The sequence below is a fragment of the Burkholderia aenigmatica genome (assembly GCF_048627025.1).
GTDB classification, from domain to species: domain Bacteria; phylum Pseudomonadota; class Gammaproteobacteria; order Burkholderiales; family Burkholderiaceae; genus Burkholderia; species Burkholderia aenigmatica.
The window spans coordinates 542,510-566,589 of record NZ_CP184469.1; the positions used below are offsets into that span (position 1 = coordinate 542,510).

14 protein-coding genes are annotated in these 24,080 nt (G+C 68.1%); 7 read left to right on the forward strand and 7 right to left on the reverse strand.

All coding sequences use genetic code 11. The features are described 5' to 3' along the window. Positions 1–17: 17 nt before the first annotated feature. The gene (locus ACN8ZM_RS19510) at positions 18–2,411 is read right to left on the reverse strand and encodes a patatin-like phospholipase family protein (protein ID WP_089452184.1); all 2,394 of its coding nucleotides are present in this window, start codon (positions 2,409–2,411) and stop codon (positions 18–20) included. A gap of 270 nt (positions 2,412–2,681) precedes the next feature. On the opposite strand from ACN8ZM_RS19510, the gene ACN8ZM_RS19515 reads away from it, so the two are divergent. The 5 genes from ACN8ZM_RS19515 to ACN8ZM_RS19535 all read left to right on the forward strand — a co-directional run bounded on the left by ACN8ZM_RS19515 (position 2,682) and on the right by ACN8ZM_RS19535 (position 16,511). Then, positions 2,682–3,716: a rod shape-determining protein gene (locus tag ACN8ZM_RS19515; RefSeq protein WP_043180125.1), complete on the forward strand. Its 1,035-nt coding sequence runs from the start codon at positions 2,682–2,684 to the stop codon at positions 3,714–3,716. Positions 3,717–3,946: 230 nt separating this feature from the next. Next, entirely contained in the window at positions 3,947–4,606 is a 660-nt protein-coding gene (locus ACN8ZM_RS19520) for a YdcF family protein (protein ID WP_420212105.1), read from the forward strand. A gap of 575 nt (positions 4,607–5,181) precedes the next feature. Next, complete coding sequence (locus ACN8ZM_RS19525; RefSeq protein ID WP_420212106.1) at positions 5,182–13,788, forward strand: autotransporter-associated beta strand repeat-containing protein; 8,607 nt, start codon at positions 5,182–5,184, stop codon at positions 13,786–13,788. A gap of 152 nt (positions 13,789–13,940) precedes the next feature. Next, the gene (locus ACN8ZM_RS19530) at positions 13,941–16,163 is read left to right on the forward strand and encodes an amylo-alpha-1,6-glucosidase (protein WP_089452226.1); all 2,223 of its coding nucleotides are present in this window, start codon (positions 13,941–13,943) and stop codon (positions 16,161–16,163) included. Positions 16,164–16,259: 96 nt separating this feature from the next. Next, entirely contained in the window at positions 16,260–16,511 is a 252-nt protein-coding gene (locus tag ACN8ZM_RS19535) for a hypothetical protein (protein WP_011354368.1), read from the forward strand. A gap of 498 nt (positions 16,512–17,009) precedes the next feature. Here ACN8ZM_RS19535 and penR read toward each other — a convergent pair whose 3' ends face one another. Continuing rightward, positions 17,010–17,900 (reverse strand): beta-lactamase transcriptional regulator PenR, encoded by an 891-nt coding sequence (gene penR / locus ACN8ZM_RS19540; protein ID WP_043180120.1) that lies wholly within the window; start codon positions 17,898–17,900, stop codon positions 17,010–17,012. Positions 17,901–18,028: 128 nt separating this feature from the next. Here penR and blaPEN-bcc point away from each other — a divergent pair, with 128 nt between their 5' ends. Next, positions 18,029–18,976: a PEN family class A beta-lactamase, Bcc-type gene (gene blaPEN-bcc / locus ACN8ZM_RS19545; RefSeq protein ID WP_420212107.1), complete on the forward strand. Its 948-nt coding sequence runs from the start codon at positions 18,029–18,031 to the stop codon at positions 18,974–18,976. Between the two features lie 450 nt (positions 18,977–19,426). Here the strand turns inward: blaPEN-bcc and ACN8ZM_RS19550 are convergent, their stop codons facing one another. From ACN8ZM_RS19550 to ACN8ZM_RS19560, 3 genes are all read right to left on the reverse strand, one after another. Continuing rightward, the gene (locus ACN8ZM_RS19550) at positions 19,427–19,627 is read right to left on the reverse strand and encodes a membrane protein (RefSeq protein WP_043180118.1); all 201 of its coding nucleotides are present in this window, start codon (positions 19,625–19,627) and stop codon (positions 19,427–19,429) included. Between the two features lie 572 nt (positions 19,628–20,199). Next, complete coding sequence (locus ACN8ZM_RS19555) at positions 20,200–20,568, reverse strand: antibiotic biosynthesis monooxygenase family protein (protein WP_043180104.1); 369 nt, start codon at positions 20,566–20,568, stop codon at positions 20,200–20,202. Between the two features lie 34 nt (positions 20,569–20,602). Next, complete coding sequence (locus ACN8ZM_RS19560; protein WP_043180100.1) at positions 20,603–21,049, reverse strand: MarR family winged helix-turn-helix transcriptional regulator; 447 nt, start codon at positions 21,047–21,049, stop codon at positions 20,603–20,605. A gap of 135 nt (positions 21,050–21,184) precedes the next feature. Here ACN8ZM_RS19560 and ACN8ZM_RS19565 point away from each other — a divergent pair, with 135 nt between their 5' ends. Beyond that, positions 21,185–21,742: a hypothetical protein gene (locus tag ACN8ZM_RS19565; RefSeq protein WP_155291824.1), complete on the forward strand. Its 558-nt coding sequence runs from the start codon at positions 21,185–21,187 to the stop codon at positions 21,740–21,742. Positions 21,743–21,887: 145 nt separating this feature from the next. On the opposite strand, the gene ACN8ZM_RS19570 is transcribed toward ACN8ZM_RS19565, so the two are convergent. Next, a complete protein-coding gene (locus tag ACN8ZM_RS19570) occupies positions 21,888–23,264 on the reverse strand; it encodes an ATP-binding protein (RefSeq protein WP_043180096.1) in 1,377 nt (458 codons plus the stop codon). Then, positions 23,261–23,923 (reverse strand): response regulator, encoded by a 663-nt coding sequence (locus ACN8ZM_RS19575; protein WP_011354376.1) that lies wholly within the window; start codon positions 23,921–23,923, stop codon positions 23,261–23,263. The genes ACN8ZM_RS19570 and ACN8ZM_RS19575 overlap by 4 nt, the downstream gene beginning before the upstream one ends. Between the last annotated feature and the right edge of the window lie 157 nt (positions 23,924–24,080).

Genomic DNA, 24,080 nt, shown 5'->3' on the forward strand with positions numbered 1-24,080 from the left:
GCATCCGCTTACGCTCATCAATACGTGCGGCCGAGCTGCAGGTAGAAGTTGCGACGGCCGCCGGGCGCGAGCGCCACGCCGATGTAGACGGGCCCGAACGCGGTCGACAGGCTCGTGAAGAACGTATAGCTCTGCTTGAGGGCGCCGCCGCCGATCTGCTGGCCGCTCGACCAGACGTTGCCGACTTCCGCGCTGGCGCCCACCGACAGCGCCTTGACCGGCGACGCGTTGAACGTCATCAGCTGGTTCATGTAGGTCACCTGCGCGTACGCGAGCTCGTTGCCGTTCAACTGGTCGGCCGCATACGCGGACAGATGCTGGAAGCCGCCGAGCGTGAAGTTGAACGCGTTGATCAGGTTGGTGCCGCCGATGCTCTTGCCGCCTTCGATCGTCGCGCTGACGCTGTGCCGGCCGAACTGCTGCGCCACCATCGCCTTGCCGTAGATCTCGGTGTAGGGCGCGTTGTTGATGCTGTCGTCGAACGCCTGCGCCGAGCCCCCGTTGCGCGACACCAGCGAGCGCTCGATACGCAGCTCGGTGAAATAGCCCTTGCGCGGGAACAACGGATCGTCGAGCTGGTCGATGACGAGCCGCGCGCGCGCGATCAGCGCCTGCGACGTGAAGCTTGGCCACAGCAGCGTCTGGCCGCTGCCGTCGTCGAACGGCAGGTTGTAGGTCGGCGAGCCATGCCCGGTGACGTAACCGATACCGATCCGGAAATCGCCGAGCCGCGCGATCGGCAGGCCGAGATCGAGCCCGGCGCGCGTCGTCTGCATCAGGTACTGGTTCAGTTTCACGTTGCCGCTGTCGTCATACAGGTTCGCGTAGCGGCGCTGGTATTCCGCGTACGGCGACAGATAGACGCCATAGGCCATCGACAGCGGCTGGCGGAACTCGATGCGCGCGGATTGCAGGTCGCTGCCGATCGTCGTGTCCGCGCGGAATTCGAGCCCCGAATCGGTGAGCCACGGCCGCCGGTAGCCGACGTGCAGGCGGAAACCGCCCTCATCGGTCGAACTGCTCGACATGCCGAGCCCGAACAGCAGGAAATTCGGCCCCCAGTATTTCTCGCGCGCGTTGATTTCGAGCACGTTGTCGTCGCCGTGGCTCACGATCTGCTGCGTGACGCTTTCGAAGTTGCCGCCCGTCGTCAGCCCGAGCAGGTCCTGGCTGACTTCCTGCGGATCGTAGATGTCGCCGGGCTTCACGTGCAATGCGTTGCTGACGACCCGCTTCGGCACGCCGCCGCTCGTCTGGATCTCGATGCGCGTGATCCGGATCGGTGGCGGCAGCGGCTGCGCGTGGGCCGACCGGTACGCCGCGTACTGTTCCGGCGTGAGCGCGAAGCGCTGCAGTTTCGGCAGCGCCGCGGTCGCGGCGGCCGCGCCGGCGGCGATCGCCTGCTTCGCGTTCTGGAAGTCGGTGAACGCGAGCGAGCCGAGGTCCGGCGTGAGCAGCACGTCCTGCGCGTCGAGCTGCTTGCGCTGCGCGGTCACGTTCTGGCGGATCAGGATGCCGACCATCTGCTGCATCACGTCGGCGGGCGATGCGAGCGCATCGAGCGGGCGCAGTTGCGAGCCGATGTCCACCGCGATCACGACGTTCGCGCCCATCTGCCGCGCGGTGTCGACCGGCAGGTTGCTGACGAGCCCGCCGTCCACGAGCGCGCGCCCGTTGATCTCGGCGGGCGCGAACAGGCCCGGCATCGCCATGCTCGCGCGGATCGCGAGCGGCAGCGAGCCGTGGTCGAGCACCACCATCTGGCCCGTCTGCAGGTCGGTCGCGACCGCGCGGTACGGGATCGGCAGGCGGTCGAACGGCTGGTTGGTCGGCACGGCGGCCGTCCAGTTCGCGAGCAGCGCCTGCAGCCGGTTGCCCTGGACGAGACCGACCGGCGCCTTCACGCCGTTCTTGCCGAAGCCGAGCGTCAGCCCGTTGATGTACAGGCGTTCGTCTTCCCGGCTGGTTTGCGGCAGGTCCGCGCGGTCCGTCACGTCGAACGCGATGTCCGCGAGGTTGACCTCCGACAGGCGCTTCTGCATCTCGCCGGCAGCCATGCCGCTCGCGTACAGGCCACCTACCACGGCGCCCATGCTGGTGCCCGCGATGCAGTCGATCGGGATGCGGTTGTCCTCCAGGACCTTCAGGACCCCGAGATGTGCGTAGCCGCGCGCGCCGCCGCCGGACAGCACGAGACCGATCGACGGCCGGCCGGCCGGGCCGCCGTCGGCCTCGCAGGTGTGCGCGGATGCGGCGGGCGGGGCGGCCGGCGCGCTGGCGGCGCTGGCCTGGGCGGCGGCGGATTCGGCGGCCGGCAGCGGTTGTGCTGCGACCGTGCAGCACCAGAAGGCGACGAGCGTCGTGCAAAGCGGGCGCACCCGCGCCCAGCGGAAGGAAACGGTCGCTGTCATGGTGGAAATACCTGGCGTGATCGGGCGTCTGAGGCCTGCCGGGAGCAGGCAAGACTGAGAGATTACCGTGTTTTACAGACACCATGCGAGAGGCTGTTGCGTAGCGGGAGGCGTCCGGACCGGCATTTTTGACAATTTCGTCGCGAAATAATCATCGGAATTGCCTAAAGTATCGGAACGATTTGCCGCTAAGGCCTTGATGGGGCTGCATGAACGCGCTGCGGAAATGCGGCGCGGCTGTCCTGGTTCGTTCGCTTACAAAGGTTTGATATGTCGACACCGCTGTTCGGAAAGTTGTTTGCGCAACCCGTTGCGATCGACCCTGGAACGGCGAGTACGCGGATTTATACGCACGAACGCGGCGTGGTGCTGAACCAGCCGTCGGTCGTCTGCTTCCGCAAGGCCGGTGCGACCGATGCGCGGCCGACGCTCGAGGCCGTCGGCGAGCTCGCGAAGGCGCTGCTCGGCCGCGAACCGGGGCATCTCGAAGCCGTGCGGCCGATGCGGCACGGCGTGATCGCCGATGCGCACGCGGCCGAGCAGATGATTCGCAGCTTCATCGACATGTCGCGCACGCGTTCGCGCTTCGGCCGCCGCGTCGAAGTCACGTTGTGCGTGCCGTCCGACGCGACCCCCGTCGAGCGCCGCGCGCTCCGCGAGGCCGCGTTCGCGGCGGGTGTATCGGAGGTCGAACTGATCGAGGAATCGCTGGCGGCCGGGCTCGGCGCAGGCCTGCCGGTGACCGAGCCGGTCGGCTCGATGGTCGTCGATATCGGCGGCGGGACGACCGAGGTCGCGGTGATCGCGCTCGGCGGCATCGTCTACCGCGAGGCGATTCGCGTCGGCGGCAACCAGTTCGACGCGGCGATCGTCAACCACGTCCGCAACCTGTATGGCGTGCTGCTCGGCGAGCAGACGGCCGAGCATGTGAAGAAGACGATCGGCTCGGCCACCAGCGCGGTGCCGCGCACCTCGACGCGCGCGGTCGGGCGCAGCATCGGCGACGGCCTGCCGCGCTCGATCGAGCTGTCCAACCACGATGTGGCGGATGCGCTGGCCGCGCCGCTCAAGCAGGTGATCGGCGCGGTGAAGTCGGTGCTGGAAAATGCACCGGCCGAGCTCGTGACCGACATCGCGCATCGCGGCGTGGTGCTGACGGGCGGCGGCGCGCTGCTCGCGGATCTCGAACGCCTGCTGTACGACGAGACGGGGCTCGTCGCCCGGATCGCCGACGAGCCGGCCACCTGCGCGGTGCGCGGCGCCGGCGAGGCGATGGGGCGGCTCGCGATGTGCCCGGTCGACTGATTCGGGCCGTGCCGGGCCGTGCAGCGCGGCGCGGCCATGCATCTTCTTTCGATCTCCGTATTGCCTGCCCGCTTCGCCGGGCACGCTGTTCCGGTCGACCTGCCGGAAGGCCGGCTGCCGTCCGGCATCGGTCCGTCGCGTGGACACCCGATTGCGCACCGTGCTAGCGTTACGCGCCCGTGCGGGGCCGGGCAAGCCGATCCACCCGACGACCTGAGAGACCGAAAACCTTGAAAAACCACACCAAACGGGGCTTGTTTGCCCGAGCAGGCCGCCTGCTGGCCGTCATCGCGTGCCTCTGGGTTGCCGCGGCCATCGCGCTCGTTGCGTACGGAATGCGGATGCCGAGCGAGCCGGCCGATGTCGCGGTGATTTTCGGCAACGCGCTCGACGAGACCGGCGCGCCGAAGCCCGTGCTCGCCGCCCGGCTCGACGTCGGCGTGCGCTGCTACCGCACCGGGCAGTGCCCGGCGTTCCTCGTCAGCGGCGCGATCGACGGCCCCGGGCTGAACGAGGCGACCGCGATGCGCGACTATCTCGTGGCGCGCGGCGTGCCGGCCGACCGGATCACCGTCGACGACCAGGGCGACAACACGCTGGCGACTGCGCAGCACACGCTCGCGTACCTGCAGGCGCAGCGCCTGTCGCGCGTGCTGATCGTCAGCCAGTATTACCACCTCGCGCGGGTGCGTCTCGCGTTCGAGCGCGTCGGCATTGCACGGGGGAACATCTCGGCCGCGTATCCGGGCCGTTTCCAGTTGCGCGATATCTATTCGAGCTGGCGCGAAGTGCCGGCCTACGCCGTGTATGCGGTGCGGTTGTGGGTGAATCCCGATGCGAAGCCTGTCTCGTTCCGGCCGATGCTTTATCTGATGAGCCTGTTTTCGTAACGCGCTGCGATGTTTCGATCGACGTGATCGGATAAATGCCGGATATTTTTTATTTAGTCTGATGAATACCAGGGGATTATCTTGTTCCGATACTTCCCGGGTGTGCATATATTGCGCCGCAAAAACACGAATGATAATCAATTTTATGTCGGTGTTTTCGCGGGGAAATTAATTACATTGGTTTTGGGAAAGATTTAAATAAGCTGACAAGAGGCGTAAGAATTTACCTGTTTGAAATGTGTCGATAAGTAAAAAGTGCACGCGCGCCAGGCCCCGGCCCGACGGGGAAAAGATCGACTGGAAAAGCCTGTTTTTTTGAACTAGCCTTGTCTGACAAAAAGCAGGGCGGTAATCAAATCAACCAGAAAGTCGCTGCAGAAAAACAGGGGCCATCGACATGTCATTCGACTAGTTTCGCGCCTGCCTTCCGGGGCAATTCACGATTCGTCCATGAATAAGCCGACGTCGCATCGCGACAGCCGGGGTGCACGCTTTTGTCCGCAGGTTTTCTGCTGCCGGCCGTTCGATGTCACGGTAATGCCAATTCCAATAACGAGCCAATAACGAGGAAAAGCATGAATCTTGCGCGTTCAAAAAAAGCCGGCGAGCCGTTTCCGAGAATCCTGTTGCCGACGGGCGTTTTCCTGGCGCTGTCCGGCGCCGGTATCGTGCCCGCCCATGCGGTCTGCGTCACGGCGGGCACGACTGTGAGCTGCTCCGGCGCCGCGAACCCGCTTGCGCCGAGCTACTCGAACAGCGCAAACAACATCAACGCGACCGTCAACGCCGGCGCGGGCGTCGGCGTGATGCTCGGCGTCGGCGGCACCGCGATGTCGCTGACCGGTAGCGGCGTCACGCTGACCAACAACGGCACGATCGACCCGTCCTTGCTCGGCCTCGGCCTCGGCGTGCTGTCGAGCGGCACGGTGGTCGGCAACGCGGCGGCGAGCCTGACCAACGTGACCAACAACGGCACGATGAACGGCTCGACCGGCGTGGCGATCAGCGGCGTGACCGGTATGGCGCTGTCGGTCCAGAACGGCACGGGCGGCATGACGACGATCAACAACACCGGCACGATCGGCTCGAATGCGCTGATCGGCGCGACCCTCACCGGTGCGGATGCGCCCGTGGTCGCCGCGTACGGTGGCGCCACGGTCAACGTGACGAACAGCGGGACGATCACCGGCCGCGTGTCGCTCGGTTCGAATGGCACGCCCGGGCTGGGCAACTCGTTCGTCAACTCGGGCACCATCAACGGCAGCGTGTCGATGGGGGCGAACAGCACGAACTCGTTCACCGCGGTGACGGGTTCGTCGGTCAACACGGCGGGTGGCACCGGTGGCGGGTTCAACATCACGATCGGCCCGGTCACGCTCGGCATCGCGACGACGGGCACGGTCGACGGCGGCGCGGGCGGCAACAACACGCTCGTGCTGCAGCAGGGCGCCTCCGCGAACGGCACGATCGCGGCCAACAACTACATCAACTTCAATCACCTGAACGTCCAGAGCGGCAGCTGGACGATCAACGGGGCGTCGACCGCGCAGGATGCGACCTTGTCGGGCGGCGTCGCGATCATCGGCAACAACGCATCGCTCGGCACCGGCACCATCACGGCCACCGGCGGCGCGCTGCAGGCGGGCACGGCCGGGCTCAACGTCAGCAACAACGTGGACCTCGGCGCGGGCGGCCTGACGGTGCAGGGCTCGACCGGGCTCACGCTGTCGGGCACGGTGTCGGGCGGCGGCGCGCTGACGAAGAACGATGGCGGCACGCTGACGCTGTCGGGCGCGAACAACTACACGGGCGGCACGAACCTGAACGCCGGTGGCCTCGTGGTCGGCAACAACGGGGCGCTCGGCACGGGCGCATTGAACGTCAACGGCTCGGCCTCGCTCGACACGAGCGTGAACACCACGCTCAACAACACCGTCAATCTTGCGACGGGCACGACACTGACGGTCGCCGGCAGCAACAATCTCGGGCTGGCCGGCTCGATCAACGGCAACGGCGGCCTCGTGAAGAATGGCGCGGCGACGCTGACGCTGACCGGCGCGAACACGTACACCGGCAACACGACGATCAACAGCGGCACGCTGGCGCTCGGCGCGGGCGGCAGTCTGGCGGCGACCGGCACGGTGAACCTGAGCGGTGCCGGCGCGACGTTCGACCTGAGCAATGCATCGGGCACGCAGACGATCGGCGCGCTGGCCGGCGCGGCCGGGACGAACGTGAACCTCGGTAGCAATTCGCTGACGCTGGACGGTAGCGGCAATGCGACGTACGCCGGCACGATCGGCGGTGTGGGCGGCGTCACGCTCGCGGGCACCGGCACGCAGACGCTGTCCGGCGCGAACGTGTACGTGGGCGGCACGAACCTGAACGGCGGCAACCTCGTGGTCGGCAGCAATACGGCGCTTGGCCTTGGCGCGCTGAACGTCAACGGCCCGGCGTCGCTCGATGCGACCACCAACGTGTCGCTCGCGAACGGCGTCAACATCGCCACCGGCACGACGCTGACGCTCGCCGGCAGCAACAATCTCGGACTGGGCGGTACAGTCTCGGGTGGCGGTGGTCTCGTGAAGAACGGCGCGGCGACGGTGACGCTGTCCGGCGCAAACAACTACACGGGCGGGACGACGCTGAATGCCGGCGGCCTCGTCCTCGGCAACAATGCGGCGCTCGGCACCGGCGCGCTGACCGTTGGCGGCGCGGCGACGCTCGATACGACCACGAACCTGTCGGTCAACAACGGAGTCAACCTCGCCACCGGTTCGACGCTGACACTCGGCGGCAGCAACGCGCTCACGCTGAACGGCGGCATCACCGGCGCAGGCGGTCTCGTGAAGAACGGCGCGGCGACGACGACGTTGACGGCCGCGAACACCTACACGGGCGGCACGACGATCAATGCGGGCACACTGGCGCTCGGCGCGGGTGGCAGTCTTGCGGCGACGGGCGCGGTGAACCTGGCCGGCGCGGGCGCGGCGCTCGACCTGAGTGCCGCCACGAGCGCGCAATCGATCGGCGCGCTGTCGGGTGTCGCGGGGACGAACGTGAGCCTCGGCGCGAATGCGCTGACGCTCGGCGGCACCGCGAGCGGCACCTTCAGCGGCGCGATCGGCGGCAGTGGCAGCCTGACGCTGGCCGGCACCGGCACGCAGGCGCTGAACGGCGCGAGCACCTACTCGGGCGGCACGAACCTGAACGCCGGCAGCAGCGTGGTGCTCGGCAACAATACGGCGCTCGGCACGGGCGCGCTGAACGTCGCAGGCACGGCAACGCTCGACACGAACGCGAGCCTGTCGGTCGCCAACGCGGTCGATCTCGGCAGCGGTTCGACGCTGACGCTCGGCGGCAGCAACGCGCTCGCGCTGAGCGGCACCATTTCCGGCGCGGGCGGTCTCGTGAAGAACGGCCCGGCAACCACGACGCTGACGGGCGTGAACACGTACACGGGCGGCACGACGATCAACGCGGGCACGCTGGCGGTGGGCGCGGGCGGCAGCCTGGCGGCGACGGGCGCGGTGAACCTCGCCAACGCGGGCGCGGCGCTCGACCTGAGCACCGCGACGAGTGCCCAGACGCTCGGCGCGCTGTCGGGTGTCGCGGGAACGATCGTCAACATGGGCGGCAACGGGCTGACGCTGGGCGGGACCGCTAGCGGCACCTTCAGCGGCGTGATCGGCGGGGCGGGCAGCCTGACGCTGGCCGGCACCGGCACGCAGACACTGACGGGCGCAAACGTCTATACGGGCGGCACGAACCTGAACAGCGGTGGTCTGGTGCTCGGCAACAGCGGGGCGCTCGGTTCCGGCGCACTGAACGTCGGCGGCGCGGCAACGCTCGACACGACTGCGAGCCTGTCGGTCAACAACGTGGTCGATCTCGGCACGGGCGCGACGCTGACGCTCGGCGGCAGCAACGCCCTCAAGCTGAACGGCAGCATCACCGGCGTGGGTGGTCTTGTGAAGGACGGCGCGGCGACGACGACGCTGACGGGCGCGAACACGTATACGGGCGGCACGACGATCAACGCGGGCACGCTGGCGCTCGGTGCCGGCGGCAGCCTCGCGGTGACGGGCGCGGTGAACGTGGCTGGTGCGGGCGCGACGTTCGACGTGAGCGGCGCGATGGTGGCGCAGACGATCGGCGCACTGAACGGTGTCGCTGGCTCCGCTGTGAACCTCGGCGGCAACGGGCTGACGTTGAGCGGGACCGCCAGCGGCAATTTCGGCGGGACGATCGGCGGCACCGGTGGCCTGACCGTGGCCGGCACGGGCACGCAGACGCTGTCCGGCACGAACACGTACACGGGCGGCACGACGATCAACGGCGGCAGCACGCTGGCACTCGGCGCGGGCGGCAGTCTCGCGGCGACCGGTGCCGTGAACCTCGTCGGTGCGGGCGCAACGTTCAACCTGGGTGGCGCATCGGGCGCGCAGACGATCGGCGCGCTGACCGGGGTGGCCGGCACGAACGTGAGCCTCGGCGCGAACGCGCTGACGTTGAGCGGCAGCACCAACGGCACGTTCGGCGGCGTGATCGGCGGCACGGGCAGTGTGACGTTCGCGGGCACGGGCACGCAGACGCTGACGGGCGCGAACACGTACACGGGCGGCACGACGGTCGGTGCCGGCGGGACGCTCGCGCTCGGTGCGGGCGGCAGCCTGGCCGCAACGGGCGCGGTGAATCTCGCAGGTGCAGGCGCGACCTTCAACCTGAGCGGCGCATCGGGCGCGCAGACGATTGGCGCGTTGAACGGCGCGGCCAGCACGAACGTGAACCTCGGCGGCAACGGGCTGACGCTGAGTGGAACCGCCAGCGGCACGTTCGGCGGCGCGATCGGCGGTACCGGTGGCGTGACGTTCGCAGGCACCGGCACGCAAACACTGACGGGCGCGAACACCTACACGGGCGGCACGACGATCGACGCTGGCAGCACGTTGGCGCTGGGCGCGGGCGGCAGCCTCGCATCGGGCAGTGCGGTGAATCTTGCCGGCACGGGCGCGACCTTCAACCTGAGTGGTGCGACGGGCGCGCAGACGCTCGGCACGCTGAGCGGCATCGCCGGCACGAACGTGAATCTCGGCGCGAATGCGCTGACGCTGAACGGCAGCACCAACGGCACGTTCGGTGGGGCGATCGGCGGCACCGGTGGTGTGACGTTCGCGGGCACCGGCACGCAGACGCTGACGGGCGCGAACACGTACACGGGCGGCACGACGATCAACGGCGGCAGCACGCTGGCGCTGGGGGCAGGCGGCAGCCTCGCGTCGGGCGGCGCAGTGAATCTCGCGGGCACGGGCGCGACGTTCAACCTGAGCGGTGCATCGGGCGCGCAGACGGTCGGCGCGTTGAACGGCGCGGTCGGGACGAACGTGAACCTCGGTGCGAATGCGCTGACGTTGAGCGGGACTGCCAGCGGTACGTTTGGCGGCGCGATCGGCGGCACCGGCGGTGTAACGTTTGCGGGCACCGGCACGCAGACGCTGACGGGTGCGAATACCTACACGGGCGGCACGACGATCGATGCCGGCAGTACGCTCGCACTCGGCTCGGGCGGCAGCCTCGCGTCGGGCAGTGCGGTGAATCTCGCCGGCGTGGGGGCGACGTTCAACCTGAGCGGGGCGACGGGTGCGCAGACACTCGGCACGCTGAGCGGTGTCACTGGCACGAACGTGAATCTGGGTGCGAATGCGCTGACGCTGAACGGCAGCACCAACGGCACGTTCGGCGGCGTGCTCGGCGGTACCGGCGGCGTGACGTTCGCGGGCACGGGCACGCAGACGCTGACGGGCGCGAACACTTACACCGGTGGCACGACGATCAACGGCGGCAGTACGTTGGCACTGGGTGCGGGCGGCAGCCTCGCATCGGGCAGCGCGGTGAATCTGGCCGGCACGGGCGCGACCTTCAACCTCAGCGGCGCGTCGGGCGCGCAGACGCTCGGTGCGCTGACCGGCGCGGCCGGCACGAACGTGAACCTGGGCGCGAATGCGCTGACGTTGAACGGCAGCGGCAACAACACGTTCGGCGGGACGATCGGCGGCACGGGCAGTGTGACGTTCGCGGGCACGGGCACGCAGACGCTGACGGGCGCGAACGCCTACACGGGCGGCACGACGATCAACGGCGGCAGCACGTTGGCGCTGGGGGCAGGCGGCAGCCTCGCATCGGGCAGCGCGGTGAATCTGGCCGGCACGGGCGCGACGTTCAACCTGAGCGGCGCATCGGGCGCACAGACACTCGGCGCATTGAACGGCGCGGCCGGCACGAACGTGAATCTCGGCGCGAACGCGCTGACCTTGAGCGGAACCGCCAGCGGCACGTTTGGCGGTGCGATCGGCGGCACGGGTGGCGTGACGTTCGCGGGCACCGGGACACAAACGCTGACGGGTGCGAACACCTACACCGGCGGCACGACGATCGGCACCGGCAGCACGCTGGCGCTGGGCGCGGGCGGCAGCCTCGCATCGGGCAGCGCGGTGAATCTCGCCGGCGCGGGCGCCACGTTCAACCTGAGCGGCGCGACGGGCGCACAGACACTCGGCGCATTGAACGGCGCGGCGGGCACGAACGTGAACTTGGGCGCGAATGCGCTGACGCTGAACGGTAGTAGCAACGGCACGTTCGGCGGTGCGATCGGCGGCACGGGCAGTGTGACGTTCGCGGGCACGGGCACGCAGACGCTGACGGGCGCGAACACCTACACGGGCGGCACGACGATCAACGGCGGCAGCACGCTGGCGCTGGGTGCAGGTGGCAGCCTCGCGTCGGGCAGCGCAGTGAACCTCGCCGGCGCAGGCGCCACGTTCAACGTGAGTGGCGCGACGGGCGCACAGACGATCGGCGCGTTGAACGGCGCGGCCGGCACGACCGTCAACCTCGGCACGAACGCGCTGACCTTGAACGGCAGCGGCAGCGCAGCGTTCGGCGGGACGATCGGCGGGTCGGGCGGCGTGACGGTTGCCGGCAGCGGCACGCAGACCCTGACGGGTGCCAACACCTACACGGGCGGCACGACCATCAACGGCGGCAGCACGCTGGCACTCGGCGCGGGCGGCAGCCTGGCATCGGGCAGCGCAGTGAATCTCGCGGGCACGGGGGCGACGTTCGACGTGAGCGGCGCGACGGGCGCGCAGACGATCGGCACGTTGAACGGCGCGGCCGGCGCGAGCGTCAACCTCGGCGCCAATGCGCTGACGTTGAACGGTAGCGGCAACGGCAGCTTCGGCGGGACGATCGGCGGGGCGGGCGGCGTGACGATCGCCGGCACCGGTATTCAGACGCTGACGGGGGCGAACACCTACACGGGCGGCACGACGATCGCGGCCGGTGGCGCGCTGCAACTCGGCAACGGCGGCACGTCGGGCAGCGTCGCCGGCAATGTCGTCGACAACGGCGCGTTGATCGTCAATCAATCCGGCAACGTGACGATGGCAAGCGTGCTGTCCGGTGCGGGTTCGCTGACGCAGGCCGGCAGCGGGCAACTGACGTTGACCGGCACCAGCACGCTGAGCGGCCCGACCACGGTCAGTGCGGGCACGCTCGCCGTCAATGGTTCGCTCGGCCAGTCGACCGTGACCGTGCAGAACGGTGCGACGGTCACGGGCACCGGCACGATCGGCGGCCTCGTGGTGCAGGGTGGCGCGACGGCGGCCGCGCCGCAGCCGGGCGCGGCGCTGAACGTCGGCGGCAACGTCACGTTCCAGCCGGGCTCGACGTTCCAGGTCGCGGCCTCGCCGCAGCAAAGCGGCAGCCTCGCGGCGGGCGGCACGGCGACGCTGAACGGCGGTACCGTGCAGGTGCTCGCGAACCAGAGCGGCTACCAGCCGAGCACGACCTACACGATCGTGACCGCGGCGTCGGGCGTGCAGGGCGCGTTCAGCCAGGTGAATGCGAACTACGCGTTCCTCGCGCCGACGCTCAGCTACGACCCGAATCACGTGTACCTGCGGCTGGTCGAGAACGGCACGTCGCTGCCCGACGTCGCGACGACGCCCAACCAGCGCTCGGTCGCGACCGCGCTCGGCGGGCTCGGCGCCGGCAACCCGCTGTACGACGCGGTGCTGACGACCGACGTGGCCACCGCACGCCGCGCCTACGGGCTGCTCGACGGCGAACTGCAGGCGAGCCTGAAGAGCATGCTGCTGCTCGACAGCCGCTATGTGCGCGACGCGGTGACCGATCGCGTCCGTCAGGGCCTTGCGCCCGGATCGGGCCCGCTCGCCGCGCTGTCGTCGGGCGGTGCAGCCTTGTGCGGCGACAACACGGCCGGCGCGGTCGACCCGACGCTGCCGCCGGAGCGCCGGATCGGCTCGCGCGAGGGCTGCTACGGCGGTACGCCTTACCAGCCGGTCGTCTGGGGGCAGGCGTTCGGCGGCCGCAGCCGGCTCACCGGCGACGGCAACGCGTCGACGATCAACCGCAGCATGACCGGCTTCATCGCCGGTGCCGACATGGCGCTCAACGACAAGTGGCGGGCGGGTCTGGCCGCGGGTGTCACGCACAGCTCGCTCGACAACGACCAGAGCTCGTCGGCGTCGGTGAACAGCTACTACCTGTCGCTGTACGGCGGCGCGCAGTACGGTGCGCTCGGCGTGCGCGGCGGCGCGTCGTACACGTGGTACCGGATCAACAGCGACCGCTCCCCGGGCTTCGCGGGCTTCTCCGATCACGACTCGGCCGGCTACGACGCGAATTCGGCACAGGTGTTCGGCGAAGTCGGCTACGCGCTGCCGGTCGGGCCGGTGGCGATCGAACCGTTCGCGGGCCTCGCGTATGTGAACCTGCATACCGATGGCTATTCTGAAACCGGTGGCGCGGCCGCGCTGCGTGCCGGCGGCGAGACGACCCACGTCGGCTTCTCGACGCTCGGTTTGCGCGCGGCGTCGCAGCTCGGCGCGATCGCGAGCGGCACGTTCACCGCGCGCGGGACGATCGGCTGGCGGCATGCGTTCGGCAACGTGCGGCCGTCGTCGGCGTTCACGTTCGCGAACGGCGGGACGTCGTTCCAGGTATCGGGCGTGCCGATTGCTCGCGACAGCGCCGTCCTCGAGGCCGGCATCGACGCGAACATCACGAAGCGCCTGACGCTCGGCGTCACGTACAGCGGCCAGTACGGCAGCGGCGTGCGCGACAACGCGATCCTCGGCAACATCCTGTGGAAGTTCTGACCGGCGCCTGACGTGCCTGCGCGATGCCCTGCGGCGACGACCCTGTCGCAGGGCATCGCGTCTTTTTCGTCGCTGCGCACGTCCCCCGTTCTGTCCTATCCTGTGCGAAACACGCGACGCGCCGCGCGTTGCGACCCGACACAGGAGCATCGATGCCGAATCACGCTGAAGCCACGACGACCCAGGCGGCGCAAGCCGCGCCTGTTGCCCCGACCCCAGCGTCGGTCCCCGCATTCATCGCGCCCGAAGCCGATCCGCAGGCACTGGCGCGCAACAACCAGTACGTCCTGAAATCCGGTGACGCGTTCGTGGTCAGCGATGCGCTCGGCGACATCGGCGGTCACGACGACGGCCTGTTCGTCGACGACATGCGCGTGCTGTCGACGTGGCGCCTGACCTTCGGCGGCCGCGCGCCGTCGCTGCTGTCCGGTGCGACGAGCGCCGACAACGCATCGTTCACCGCACACCTGACGAACCGCCCGCTGCCGCCGCTCGGCGGCCACGAAACGCCGGAAGGGGTGATCCACATCGAGCGGATGCGCGTGCTCGCGGGCGACGTGCTTTACGAGGCGCTGACGCTGACGAACTACGGCGCGAGCGAAGCCGAGGTGCCACTGTCGCTGTCGTTCGCGGCCGATTTCAAGGACATGTTCGAGGTGCGCGGCACGCAGCGCCCGAAGCGCGGCACGGTCGTTGCTCCGCGCGTCGACGCGGGTGCGGTGCGGCTGCGCTACGACGGCCTCGACCGTGTCGAGCGCAACGTGACCGTGCATTTCTCGCCGGCGCCCGACGCGCTGTCGGTCGATCGTGCCGACTACACGCTGACGATCGCCGCGCAGGCCTGCGTGTCGATCTACCTGACCGTCGATGCGACGCTCGGCCCGGTGCATGCGGAAGCACCGGGGTGCGGCCGGGTCGCGCTGCGTACCGCGCTCGTCGGCGTGCACCGCGAAATGCGCGCGCGACGCGAATCGATGGCGCGCGTGAACACCGGCAATCCGCTGTTCGACGCGTGGCTCGACCGTTCGCTCGCGGATCTCGGGTTGCTCACGACACAGCTCGACACGGGGCCGTACCCGTATGCGGGCATTCCGTGGTTCTCCACGCCGTTCGGCCGCGATGCGGTGATCACGTCGCTGCAAATGCTGTGGCTGCAGCCGTCGCTCGCGCGCGGCGTGCTGCGGTTCCTGGCCGAGCACCAGGCGCGCGAGACGTCCGCATTCCGCGACGCGGAGCCCGGCAAGATCATGCACGAGTTCCGCCGCAGCGAGATGGCCGCGACGGGCGAAGTGCCGTTCGCGTTGTACTACGGCGGTGTCGATACGACGCCGCTGTTCATCGTGCTCGCGGGCGCGTATGTCGAACGCACCGGCGACGATGCGCTGATCGACGAGCTGTGGCCTGCGCTCGAGCGCGCGGCGCAATGGGTGATCGACAAGTGCGACCGCAATCCTTACGGACTGCTCGATTATCAGCGCACGTCGGAGCGCGGCCTCGCGAACCAGGGCTGGAAGGACAGCCACGATTCGGTATTCCACGCGGACGGCCGCTTCCCGGACGGGCCGATCGCGCTCGTCGAAGTGCAGGCGTATGCGTGCGCGGCGCTCGATGCGATGTCGATGTGCTCGCACCGGCGCGGCCACGCGGCCGACGCCACGCGCTACGCGTTACGCGCGAAGACGCTGCGCGAGCAGGTCGATGCGCTGTTCTGGATGCCGGAAGGCGATTTCTACGGCATCGCGCTCGACGGTCATGGCGACCTGTGCCGCGTGTTCGCATCGAACGCGGGCCACCTGCTCGCGTTCGGGTTGCCCGATGCCGAACGCGGCGCGGCGGTCGCCGGTGTGCTCGGCTCGGCACTGTTCCAGACGGGCTGGGGTATCCGCACGCTCGCGGCCGGCCAGCCGCGTTTCAACCCGATGGCGTATCACAACGGCTCGGTATGGCCGCACGACAATGCGCTGATCGCGCGCGGGCTGGCGCGCTACGGCGACAAGACGGCCGCGGTGAACCTGCTGCGCGCGCTGTTCGAGGCGGCGGTGAGCTTCGAGATGCGCCTGCCCGAGCTGTTCTGCGGGTTCCCGCGCCGGCGCGGCGAACCGCCGACCGCTTATCCGGTCGCCTGCCTGCCGCAAGCGTGGGCGGCCGGCGCGCCGTTCATGATGCTGCAGGCCTGCCTCGGCGTGAGCATCGACGCGTCGCGCCACGAGGTGCGGGTCGAGCGCCCGGCGCTGCCGGAAGGCGTCGACTGGCTGCGGATCGACGCGCTGCGCGTCGGCGACGAAACCGTGTCGCTCACGTTCCGCCGCGTCGACGGCCAGGTGGTCGCGTCGGCGGAGCAGCCGGGCCGCGTGAAGGTGGTCGCGGTGCTGTAGCGTAGTGCTGCGCGAACGTTGCGCGATGTCGCGCCACGTTCGCGCGCAGCGGCATAGAATCGTGACATGACCCTTGAACGATGGCGGAGGTAGACGATGACGACCGACAACCGGCCCGACGACAGCGAGCACAAGCTCGAGAATCTGGAAGCGGCGGTCGACCACCTGCACAAGTCGATCGAATCGCAGAGCATCGCGGTCGGCGCGGCGAAGGGCATCCTGTTCAGCCTGATCGAAACGCTCGGCGCGCTGATCGGCGATCCCGACCTGCCCGAGCATGCACGCTCCGGCTACGAGGCGCTGCGCGACAAGGCGAGCGAATTGCGCGGCGGGCTTGACCGGCATTGATGCGCGGATGGCGCCGGCGCTTGCCGCACGGGCTGCGCCGGTGCTGCCCGATTCTGCAGAAGAAGCACAAAACCCCGTGCGCTCAATGAGTTAGGCGGCTGATGCGCAGGATATCCACAAGCTTGCCAACACAATCTGTGGAGAACCGGCCGGCCTCCGGCCGGGTGCGCGGCGCGGGCCGTGCGAAAGCGCGTCCGCTGCCACACGGTTGACCGTGTAAGGTTCGTGTATTGAATCCCCTTTTGTATCAGGGTGTTACGCGCCGCATCGGAATGATATCCACAGGTTTGCCAACATATTCTGTGGATAACTCGCAATCGATTGCGTCGTGACAGTTGAGGATCGGGCGTGCCGGAGGCCGGCGTGCGAAGCCCGTGCACACGGGCTGCCCGATGTCTGCGTCGGCACGCTAATTCGTGCGCGATCAAGGGCTTAGGTCCCGGATACCCAGGATATCCACATCCTTGCCAACACTTTCTGTGGACAAGCAGGGCCGTGTCATTCGGCCTGCGCAGTCTCGGCCGCTTCGGCCACGATCCAGTCGCGAAAGAGCGTCATGGCCGGTGTGAGCGGCTTCGACTTCAGCGAGGTGAGCCAGTAGCCGCCGGCGCACACGTCGATGTCGAGCGGCCGCGCGAGCAGGCCGAGCTGCAGTTCGCGCGCGAACATGCGCGCCGGCGCGAGCGCGACGCCCGCGCCCTGCATCGCGGCCTCGACCATCAGCCGCGACGAATCGAACACGGGACCGTTGACCGCCCACGGTGCGAGCTGCGCGGCCTCGAACCAGCCGAGCCATTCGTCGGTGCGGTACGAGCGCAGCAGCGTTTCGTTCGCGAGATCGGCCGGCTGCGCGAGGCGCCGCGCGATATCCGGCGCGCACAGCGCGGTGAGCGGCGCGTCGAGCAGGCGCTCGTTGCGCGTCGTCGGCCAGTTGCCTTCCCCGAAACGGATCGCGAAGTCGAGGCCCTCGGCGGCGAGATCGACGACGTTGTTGTTGGTTCGCAGCCGCAGCTCGACAAATGGGTGCGTATCGCCGAACTGCTTCAAGCGCGGCATTAGCCAGCCTATGGCAAAGGTGCCGACCACGCCGAGCGTCAACACCTCGCGGAAGCGCCCGCCGTCGAACTGCTTGAGCACCGTCTCGATGCGGCTGAACGCGTCGCTCAGTACCGGCAGCAGCGCGCGCCCCTCGTCGGTGAGCCCGAGGCCGCGCGGCAGCCGTATGAACAGCGTACAGCCGAGCCGCTCCTCGAGCGAACGCACCTGCTGGCTGACCGCGGCCTGGGTCACGCTCAGCTCGAGGCCGGCGCGCGTGAAGTTCAGGTGGCGCGCCGACGATTCGAACGCGCGCAGCGCATTGAGCGGAAGATGAGGGCGGAGCTTAGTCATAAGAATTTCTATTGTCAGCGCTCAATTATCGTTGCTTGTCAGGTAACCGTAAAGTGTCGATAGTGCTGTCTCGCCGGCCGGGCGTTTTTACCACCTTTTCGCCTTCATTCCACCACAAGACAACCGACATGACCCATTCACCGAAACGTCGAATCCTGTTGCTGGCTGCCGCGACGGCGCCGCTCGTTTTGACCGCCACCGCGTGCGCGGCGCAGCAGACCGCCGCACCGGACCCGGCGAGCGAGGCCACCGCGGCGGCCGCGGCGGCCACGGCCGCCTGGCTCGATGCGGAGATGTTCGAGGCGCTGGCTGCGCTCGAACGCGACGCGGGCGGCCGTCTCGGCGTGTGCGCGATCGATACCGCGAGCGGCCGGCGCGCGGAGCATCGCGTCAACGAGCGCTTCCCGTTCTGCAGCACGTTCAAGGCGATGCTGAGTGCGGCGGTGCTCGCGCAGAGCGTCGACCGTCCGGCATTGCTGCAACAGCGCGTGACGTACGCAAAGGCCGACCTCGTCAACTATTCGCCGGTGACGGAGAAGCATGTCGATGCGGGCATGACGGTCGCCGCGCTGTGCGAGGCCGCGATCCAGTACAGCGACAACTCGGCCGCAAACCTGCTGATGAAGCTGATCGGCGGCCCGTCGGCCGTGACCGCCTACGCGCGCTCGATCGGCGACGATGCGTTCCGGCTCGATCGATGGGAGACCGAACTGAATACCGCGCTGCCGGGCGACCTGCGCGACACGACGACGCCCGCCGCGATGGCCGCGAGCATGCGCGAGCTGATGGTCGGCGAAGCACTGCCGGCCGCGCAGCGTGCGCAGCTCGTCACGTGGATGCGCGGCAACAAGGTCGGCGACAAGCGGATTCGTGCCGGCGTGCCTGCCGGGTGGAAGGTCGGCGACAAGACGGGCACTGGCGACTACGGGACGACGAACGACGCGGGCGTCATCTGGCCGACGTCGGGCGCGCCGATCGTGCTGGTCGTGTACTACACGCAGGCGCGTGCCGATGCGAAGTCGAAGGACGACGTGATTGCCGGGGTCGCGCGCATCGTGGCCAAGGCGTTCGGTTGAGCAGGGCGGCGCGGCGTGCGTGACGAGATCCGCATGCACACCGTGACTCTGTCGTGACCGGCGCATCGAAACGTTGTGCGATCAACGACTTAGGTCACGCATGCTCAGGATATCCACATGCTTGCCAACAAAAATTGTGGACAAGCCCGTGCGCGGCCGCATTCGGCGCGGCGCGGACAAAGTCTTTCGGATCAAGCGCTTGCCTGCGGTATGCGCAGGCTATCCACACGCTTGCCAACAAAATCTGTGGACAAGCCGGTTCGCACGCGCGGAAGGTGCGACGTCACGTGGCGAACGGGTGTGTGAGCAACACTTTCCCGGCCGCGTGCCGCATTTGAAGCGGCGCGGACAAAGTCTTTCGGATCAAGTGCTTGCCCAGGGTATGCGCAGGCTATCCACATGCTTGCCAACACAATCTGTGGACAAGCCGCGCGGCCGCGATGGTGGCGGTCAGGGCTGCCGATCGTCGACGGTGGGCCAGCGCGCGAACGCGAACACCCACAACATGATGAAGTTCAGGACCGGGACGAACATCGTCAGGATCCACCAGCCTGAATGCCCGGTACGCCGCACGATGCGGACATACGGATAGATGACGACGGCGACGAGCACGAGTGAGACGACCCACTGCAACGCGGTGAAGTGTTCCATGGTCTTCCTCGGAGTGATGTGTCGTGGTGCGGCACCGGCGGAACGGCCGGGCCGTCGAGCCGTCGCGCGCAGCCGGCGATGCGCGGCCGCGTGCGGCTCGCGTGATCTTGACGCGTGACGGGCGCGAGCGTCAAGGCGACGGTGGTGCGCTGCCGTTGCGCGGGATCGTCCGCCTGCGCGCCTGCCCGGGCCGCCTGTTGCCGCAACCGTGACGCCGCGCATGAACCGTAGCTCGATCAACGGGTTAGCGCAGGCTTGCGCAGGATATCCACAAGCTTGCCAACAAAATCTGTGGGTAAGTGGCGCCGCGCAGGGCGGGCACGTGTGCGTCGACTGCGGCGTGCATCGTCGTGGCGTCGTGACGCGAACTGCGGCGACGCGGTGTCCGTGACGGCCATCAACGGGGCCTCGTCTGCATCACGCGTGCCAAAGTCCATCGGATCAAGGGCTTAGCGTTGCGGTGCGCAGGATATCCACAAGCTTGCCAACATTTTCTGTGGAGAAGTCCGGGTGCGCGAGCGACGCGCAACACCCCTGCGAATGCCACGCGTTGCCTCGCTTCGGGCGTGCACTCACGCAGTGCAGATACCGGCCACGCCGACCTTCTGGAACAGGTGCGGGCTCGCGACCGCGGACGACGGATAGGCCGACAGCTTGGCGACGAACGCCGGATGCGTGAAGGCCGCGCGAAACGCTTCGGTCGATTCCCAGATCGCGTAGTTCAGGTAGGTCGGACTGTCGCCGAGCGCGCGATGCAGCTGGGTCGAGATGAATCCCGGCTGCTGCTTCATGAATTCGGCATCGTCCTTCCATACGGCGAGAAAGTCCGCTTCGTCGGCGGCGGCCAACGTGAACACGTTGACGAGGACGACCGGCTCCGCGTCGATCGCGATCTGTTGCTGGATCGGAAAGGCCGGATCCATCGGCTTGAAATGAGGCATGGGAACTCCTTCGGGTGAGGGGGGATTCAGCGCATCACGTCGGTGCATCGGCGCCATGCGCGCTGGACATCGCCGACAGGACGCGGATCGCCGCATCCAGGTCAGCCGAACTGAAGTCGCCGGCGATGTCGCGGACATGCTGTTGCCACTGCTCGACCACGGCCTGATAGGCCGCCTCGCCGCGAGGCGTCAGCGCGTACAAAGGGGAGCGCTTGTGCGCCGGGTTGGGCCGTGATTGCACCAGCCCTTCGTCGGTCAGCACGTTGATCTGTTTCAGCACGGCCTGCCGCGTGATGCCCATCGCGTCGGCGATCTGCGGGATGTTCGGGGTTTCCGGCGCCAGCGAGATGGCGCCCAGCACCTGCCAGCGCGCACTGGTCAGGCCGTGCGGCCCGGCAAAGGTGTTGCCCCATTCGATCAGCAGGCCGTTCAACCGGAATACGGACAGCGCGACGGCGGTCAACTTGGCGGATTTCGTCATGTTCGAGATGCGTGATGAATTGACAACTACTTTACGTAATGGACAACTGGTTGTCAATGTGAGGAATGAAAGTCACTGAACGAGGGCGGGTAGGTAAACTGGCGACGCGATCCGGCACCGGTAACAAGTACCGCGATGTACCGCGCCGGATGGCAGGCCGACAATAAAGAACCTGGAGAGAAATCAGTGAGAACGATCTGGAAAACGATCGCCGTGACGTGGGTGGCGCTGGCATGCGGCACGCTTGCGCAGGCGTGCATCCCGGCCAGGTACGAGACCGCGTACTTCGGCAAGACCGAACGCATGAAAGACGAACTGCGCGACAAGGTGATCGACGACATCCGCGCCAATCACTACACGATCATCGAATCGAAAATCGGTTTGCTGTTCTTCCCGATCGTCAGGAAGGGCGACGGGGTCTACCTGGGCGCTGACCGGATCGCGACGGGGAGCGATTCGTTCTGGTACCTCGGGAATGGCTATTACCAGCTGAACGGTCAGCTCTATTTCATGGGTGAACATGTTGGCGCGTATCCGCTCAACGGTACCGTGATCGTTCACACCGAGGATCGGACCCGGCAAAGGCCGGACGACTACCCCAAGGGCCGCCTGTTCTGCGTCGTGAGGGAGCACGCCAGCATCCTCGAAACGTCGACCGGCCTGCAGGTCGAGCGGATCGTCACCGACAACTGATCCGGGCGCGGCGCTGCCCCCGGCTGGCGCATTTGCCGCGCACCCCTGACAAACCCTTTCCGATCAATGGCTTGATGCCGTTAATGGAAGGTTGTCCACAAGCTTGCCAACACAATCTGTGGAAAAGCCGTGCGTCGCCCGCGCGTCAGGCCGGCAGCGGAAAGCGCACGGTGACGGTCAGCCCGCGTCCGCCGCGCGTGGTGCCGAGCGCGACCGTCGCGCGATGCTGTTCGGCGATCCGCTTGACGATCGACAGCCCGAGCCCGCTGCCCGACGACGTGACGGCCTGCGCGCCCTCGCCGCGATAGAAGCGCTCCCACACGTCGGTGCGTTCGGCTTCCGGGATCCCGGGGCCGTCGTCGGCGACTTCGAGCACGGGCGTCGTGCCGTCGATCCGCGCGGACACGTCGACACGCGCGCCGTCGCCCGCATAGCGGATCGCGTTGTCGACGAGGTTGTTCAGCAGCACGCGCAGCGTGTCGGCATTGCCGGACGTCATCACGGGCGTCGACACGATCGCGCCGAGATCGATCCGGTGCGCGTCGGCGACGCGCGTGCGATCCGAGACCACCGACCGGCACAGCGCGGCGAGATCGACGGGCGTCGACGCAGAGGCGGCCGCCTGCGCATCGGGTTCGAGGCGCGCGAGCGTCAGCAGCTGCTCGGCGAGGTGGCCGAGGCGCGTCGTGCCGGCCTGGATCTGCGCGAGGATGTGCTCGCGCTCCTCGGCGGTCGACGCGCGCCGCAGCAACTGCGACTGGATCGACAACCCCATGATCGGCGTGCGCAATTCGTGCGCGGCATCGGCGATGAAGTGCCGCTGCAGCGTGAACGAGCGGTCGAGGCGCGCGAGCAGATCGTTGATCGCTTCGGCGAGCGGACGGACTTCGTTCGGCATCGCACCGACGTCGACCGGTTCCAGATTATTCGCATTCCTGCGTTTGAGGCCGGATGCAATCGTGCGCAGCGGCCGCAACCCCGCGCCGATGCCGAACCACAGGCTGATCGCAAGCAGCGGCAGCATCGAGAACACCGGCCACAGCAGGTGTACGGCGATGGCCGCGATCGCTTCCCAGCGCGCATGGCGTGCCTGCGCGAGCCGGATCGTCGTGCCGCCGCGCTCGGTCACATAGGTGCGCCACGGCTGGCCGCCGACGTCGACGCTCGCGATGCCTTTCTGCGCGGGCGGCGGCAGTTTCGAATCGCGGTCGGTCGAATACACGAGCGTGCCGTTGCGCCAGACCTGCAGCAGCACGGCGTCGGGGTCGCTCGCTTCGAAACCATGCTTGCCGTTGGCGTGGTTGCTGAACGACAGCTCGCCGTTCGGGCCGACGACGATCTGCTTCGACATGCTGCGCATCTGGTCGTCCAGCAGGTCGTCGAGCTCGCGCAGCGCGCCCCAGTAGGTGCCTGCGCTCGCAACGAGGCCGATCACGCAGGCGGCCGGCAGCAGCCACATCAGCAGGCGCCGCCGCAGCGATGCGCGGCGCCAGCGCACGACCGCGCGTTGCATGTGCGTCATGCGCCGTCACCGATCCGGTAGCCGACGCCGCGCACCGTGCGGATCATGTCGTGGCCGAGTTTCTTGCGCAGGTTGTGGATATGCACCTGCACGGCGTTGCTCTCGATTTCCTCGCCCCAGCTGTACAGCCGCTCCTCGAACTGCTCGCGCGAGATCACCGCGCCCGGGTCGCGCATCAGCTCGTGCAGCAGCACGAACTCCTTCGGCGACAGCGGCACTTCGTCGTCGTTGAGCCAGACCAGGTGCTTGACGGGGTCGAGCCGCAGCGGACCGATCACGAGCGTCGTCTGCGCGCGGCCGGCGTGGCGGCGGTTGACCGCGCGGATGCGGGCGAGCAGTTCGTCGAGCTCGAACGGCTTGACGAGATAGTCGTCCGCGCCGCTGTCGAGGCCCGCGATGCGGTCGGGCACGCCGTCGCGCGCGGTGATGATGATCGCGGGCAGGTTTTCGTCGCGGCGGCGCAGCGCGGCGAGCACCGACAGGCCGTCGCGGTTCGGCAGCCCGAGATCGAGCAGCAGCAGGCCGTAGCCGGTCGCGCGCAGCGCGAGCGACGCGGCGTCGCCGTCCTTCACCCAGTCGACGGCGAAGCCTTCCTGTTTGAGGCCCTGTTCGAGCCCGCTGCCGATCAGCGGATCGTCCTCGACGAGCAATACGCGCATGAATTGGTGTCTCTTCAACGGGGCGCCGTGGCACCCGGGGTTCCCATGATAAGCGCACGTGCCTTAGGCGGACCTTAAATGCGGGCGGCGCGCGGCGGGCTTTCGTACTCGTCCAATGCGGCACCGTGTCGCCTCGGCGCGACCTTCAGGTTTGCTT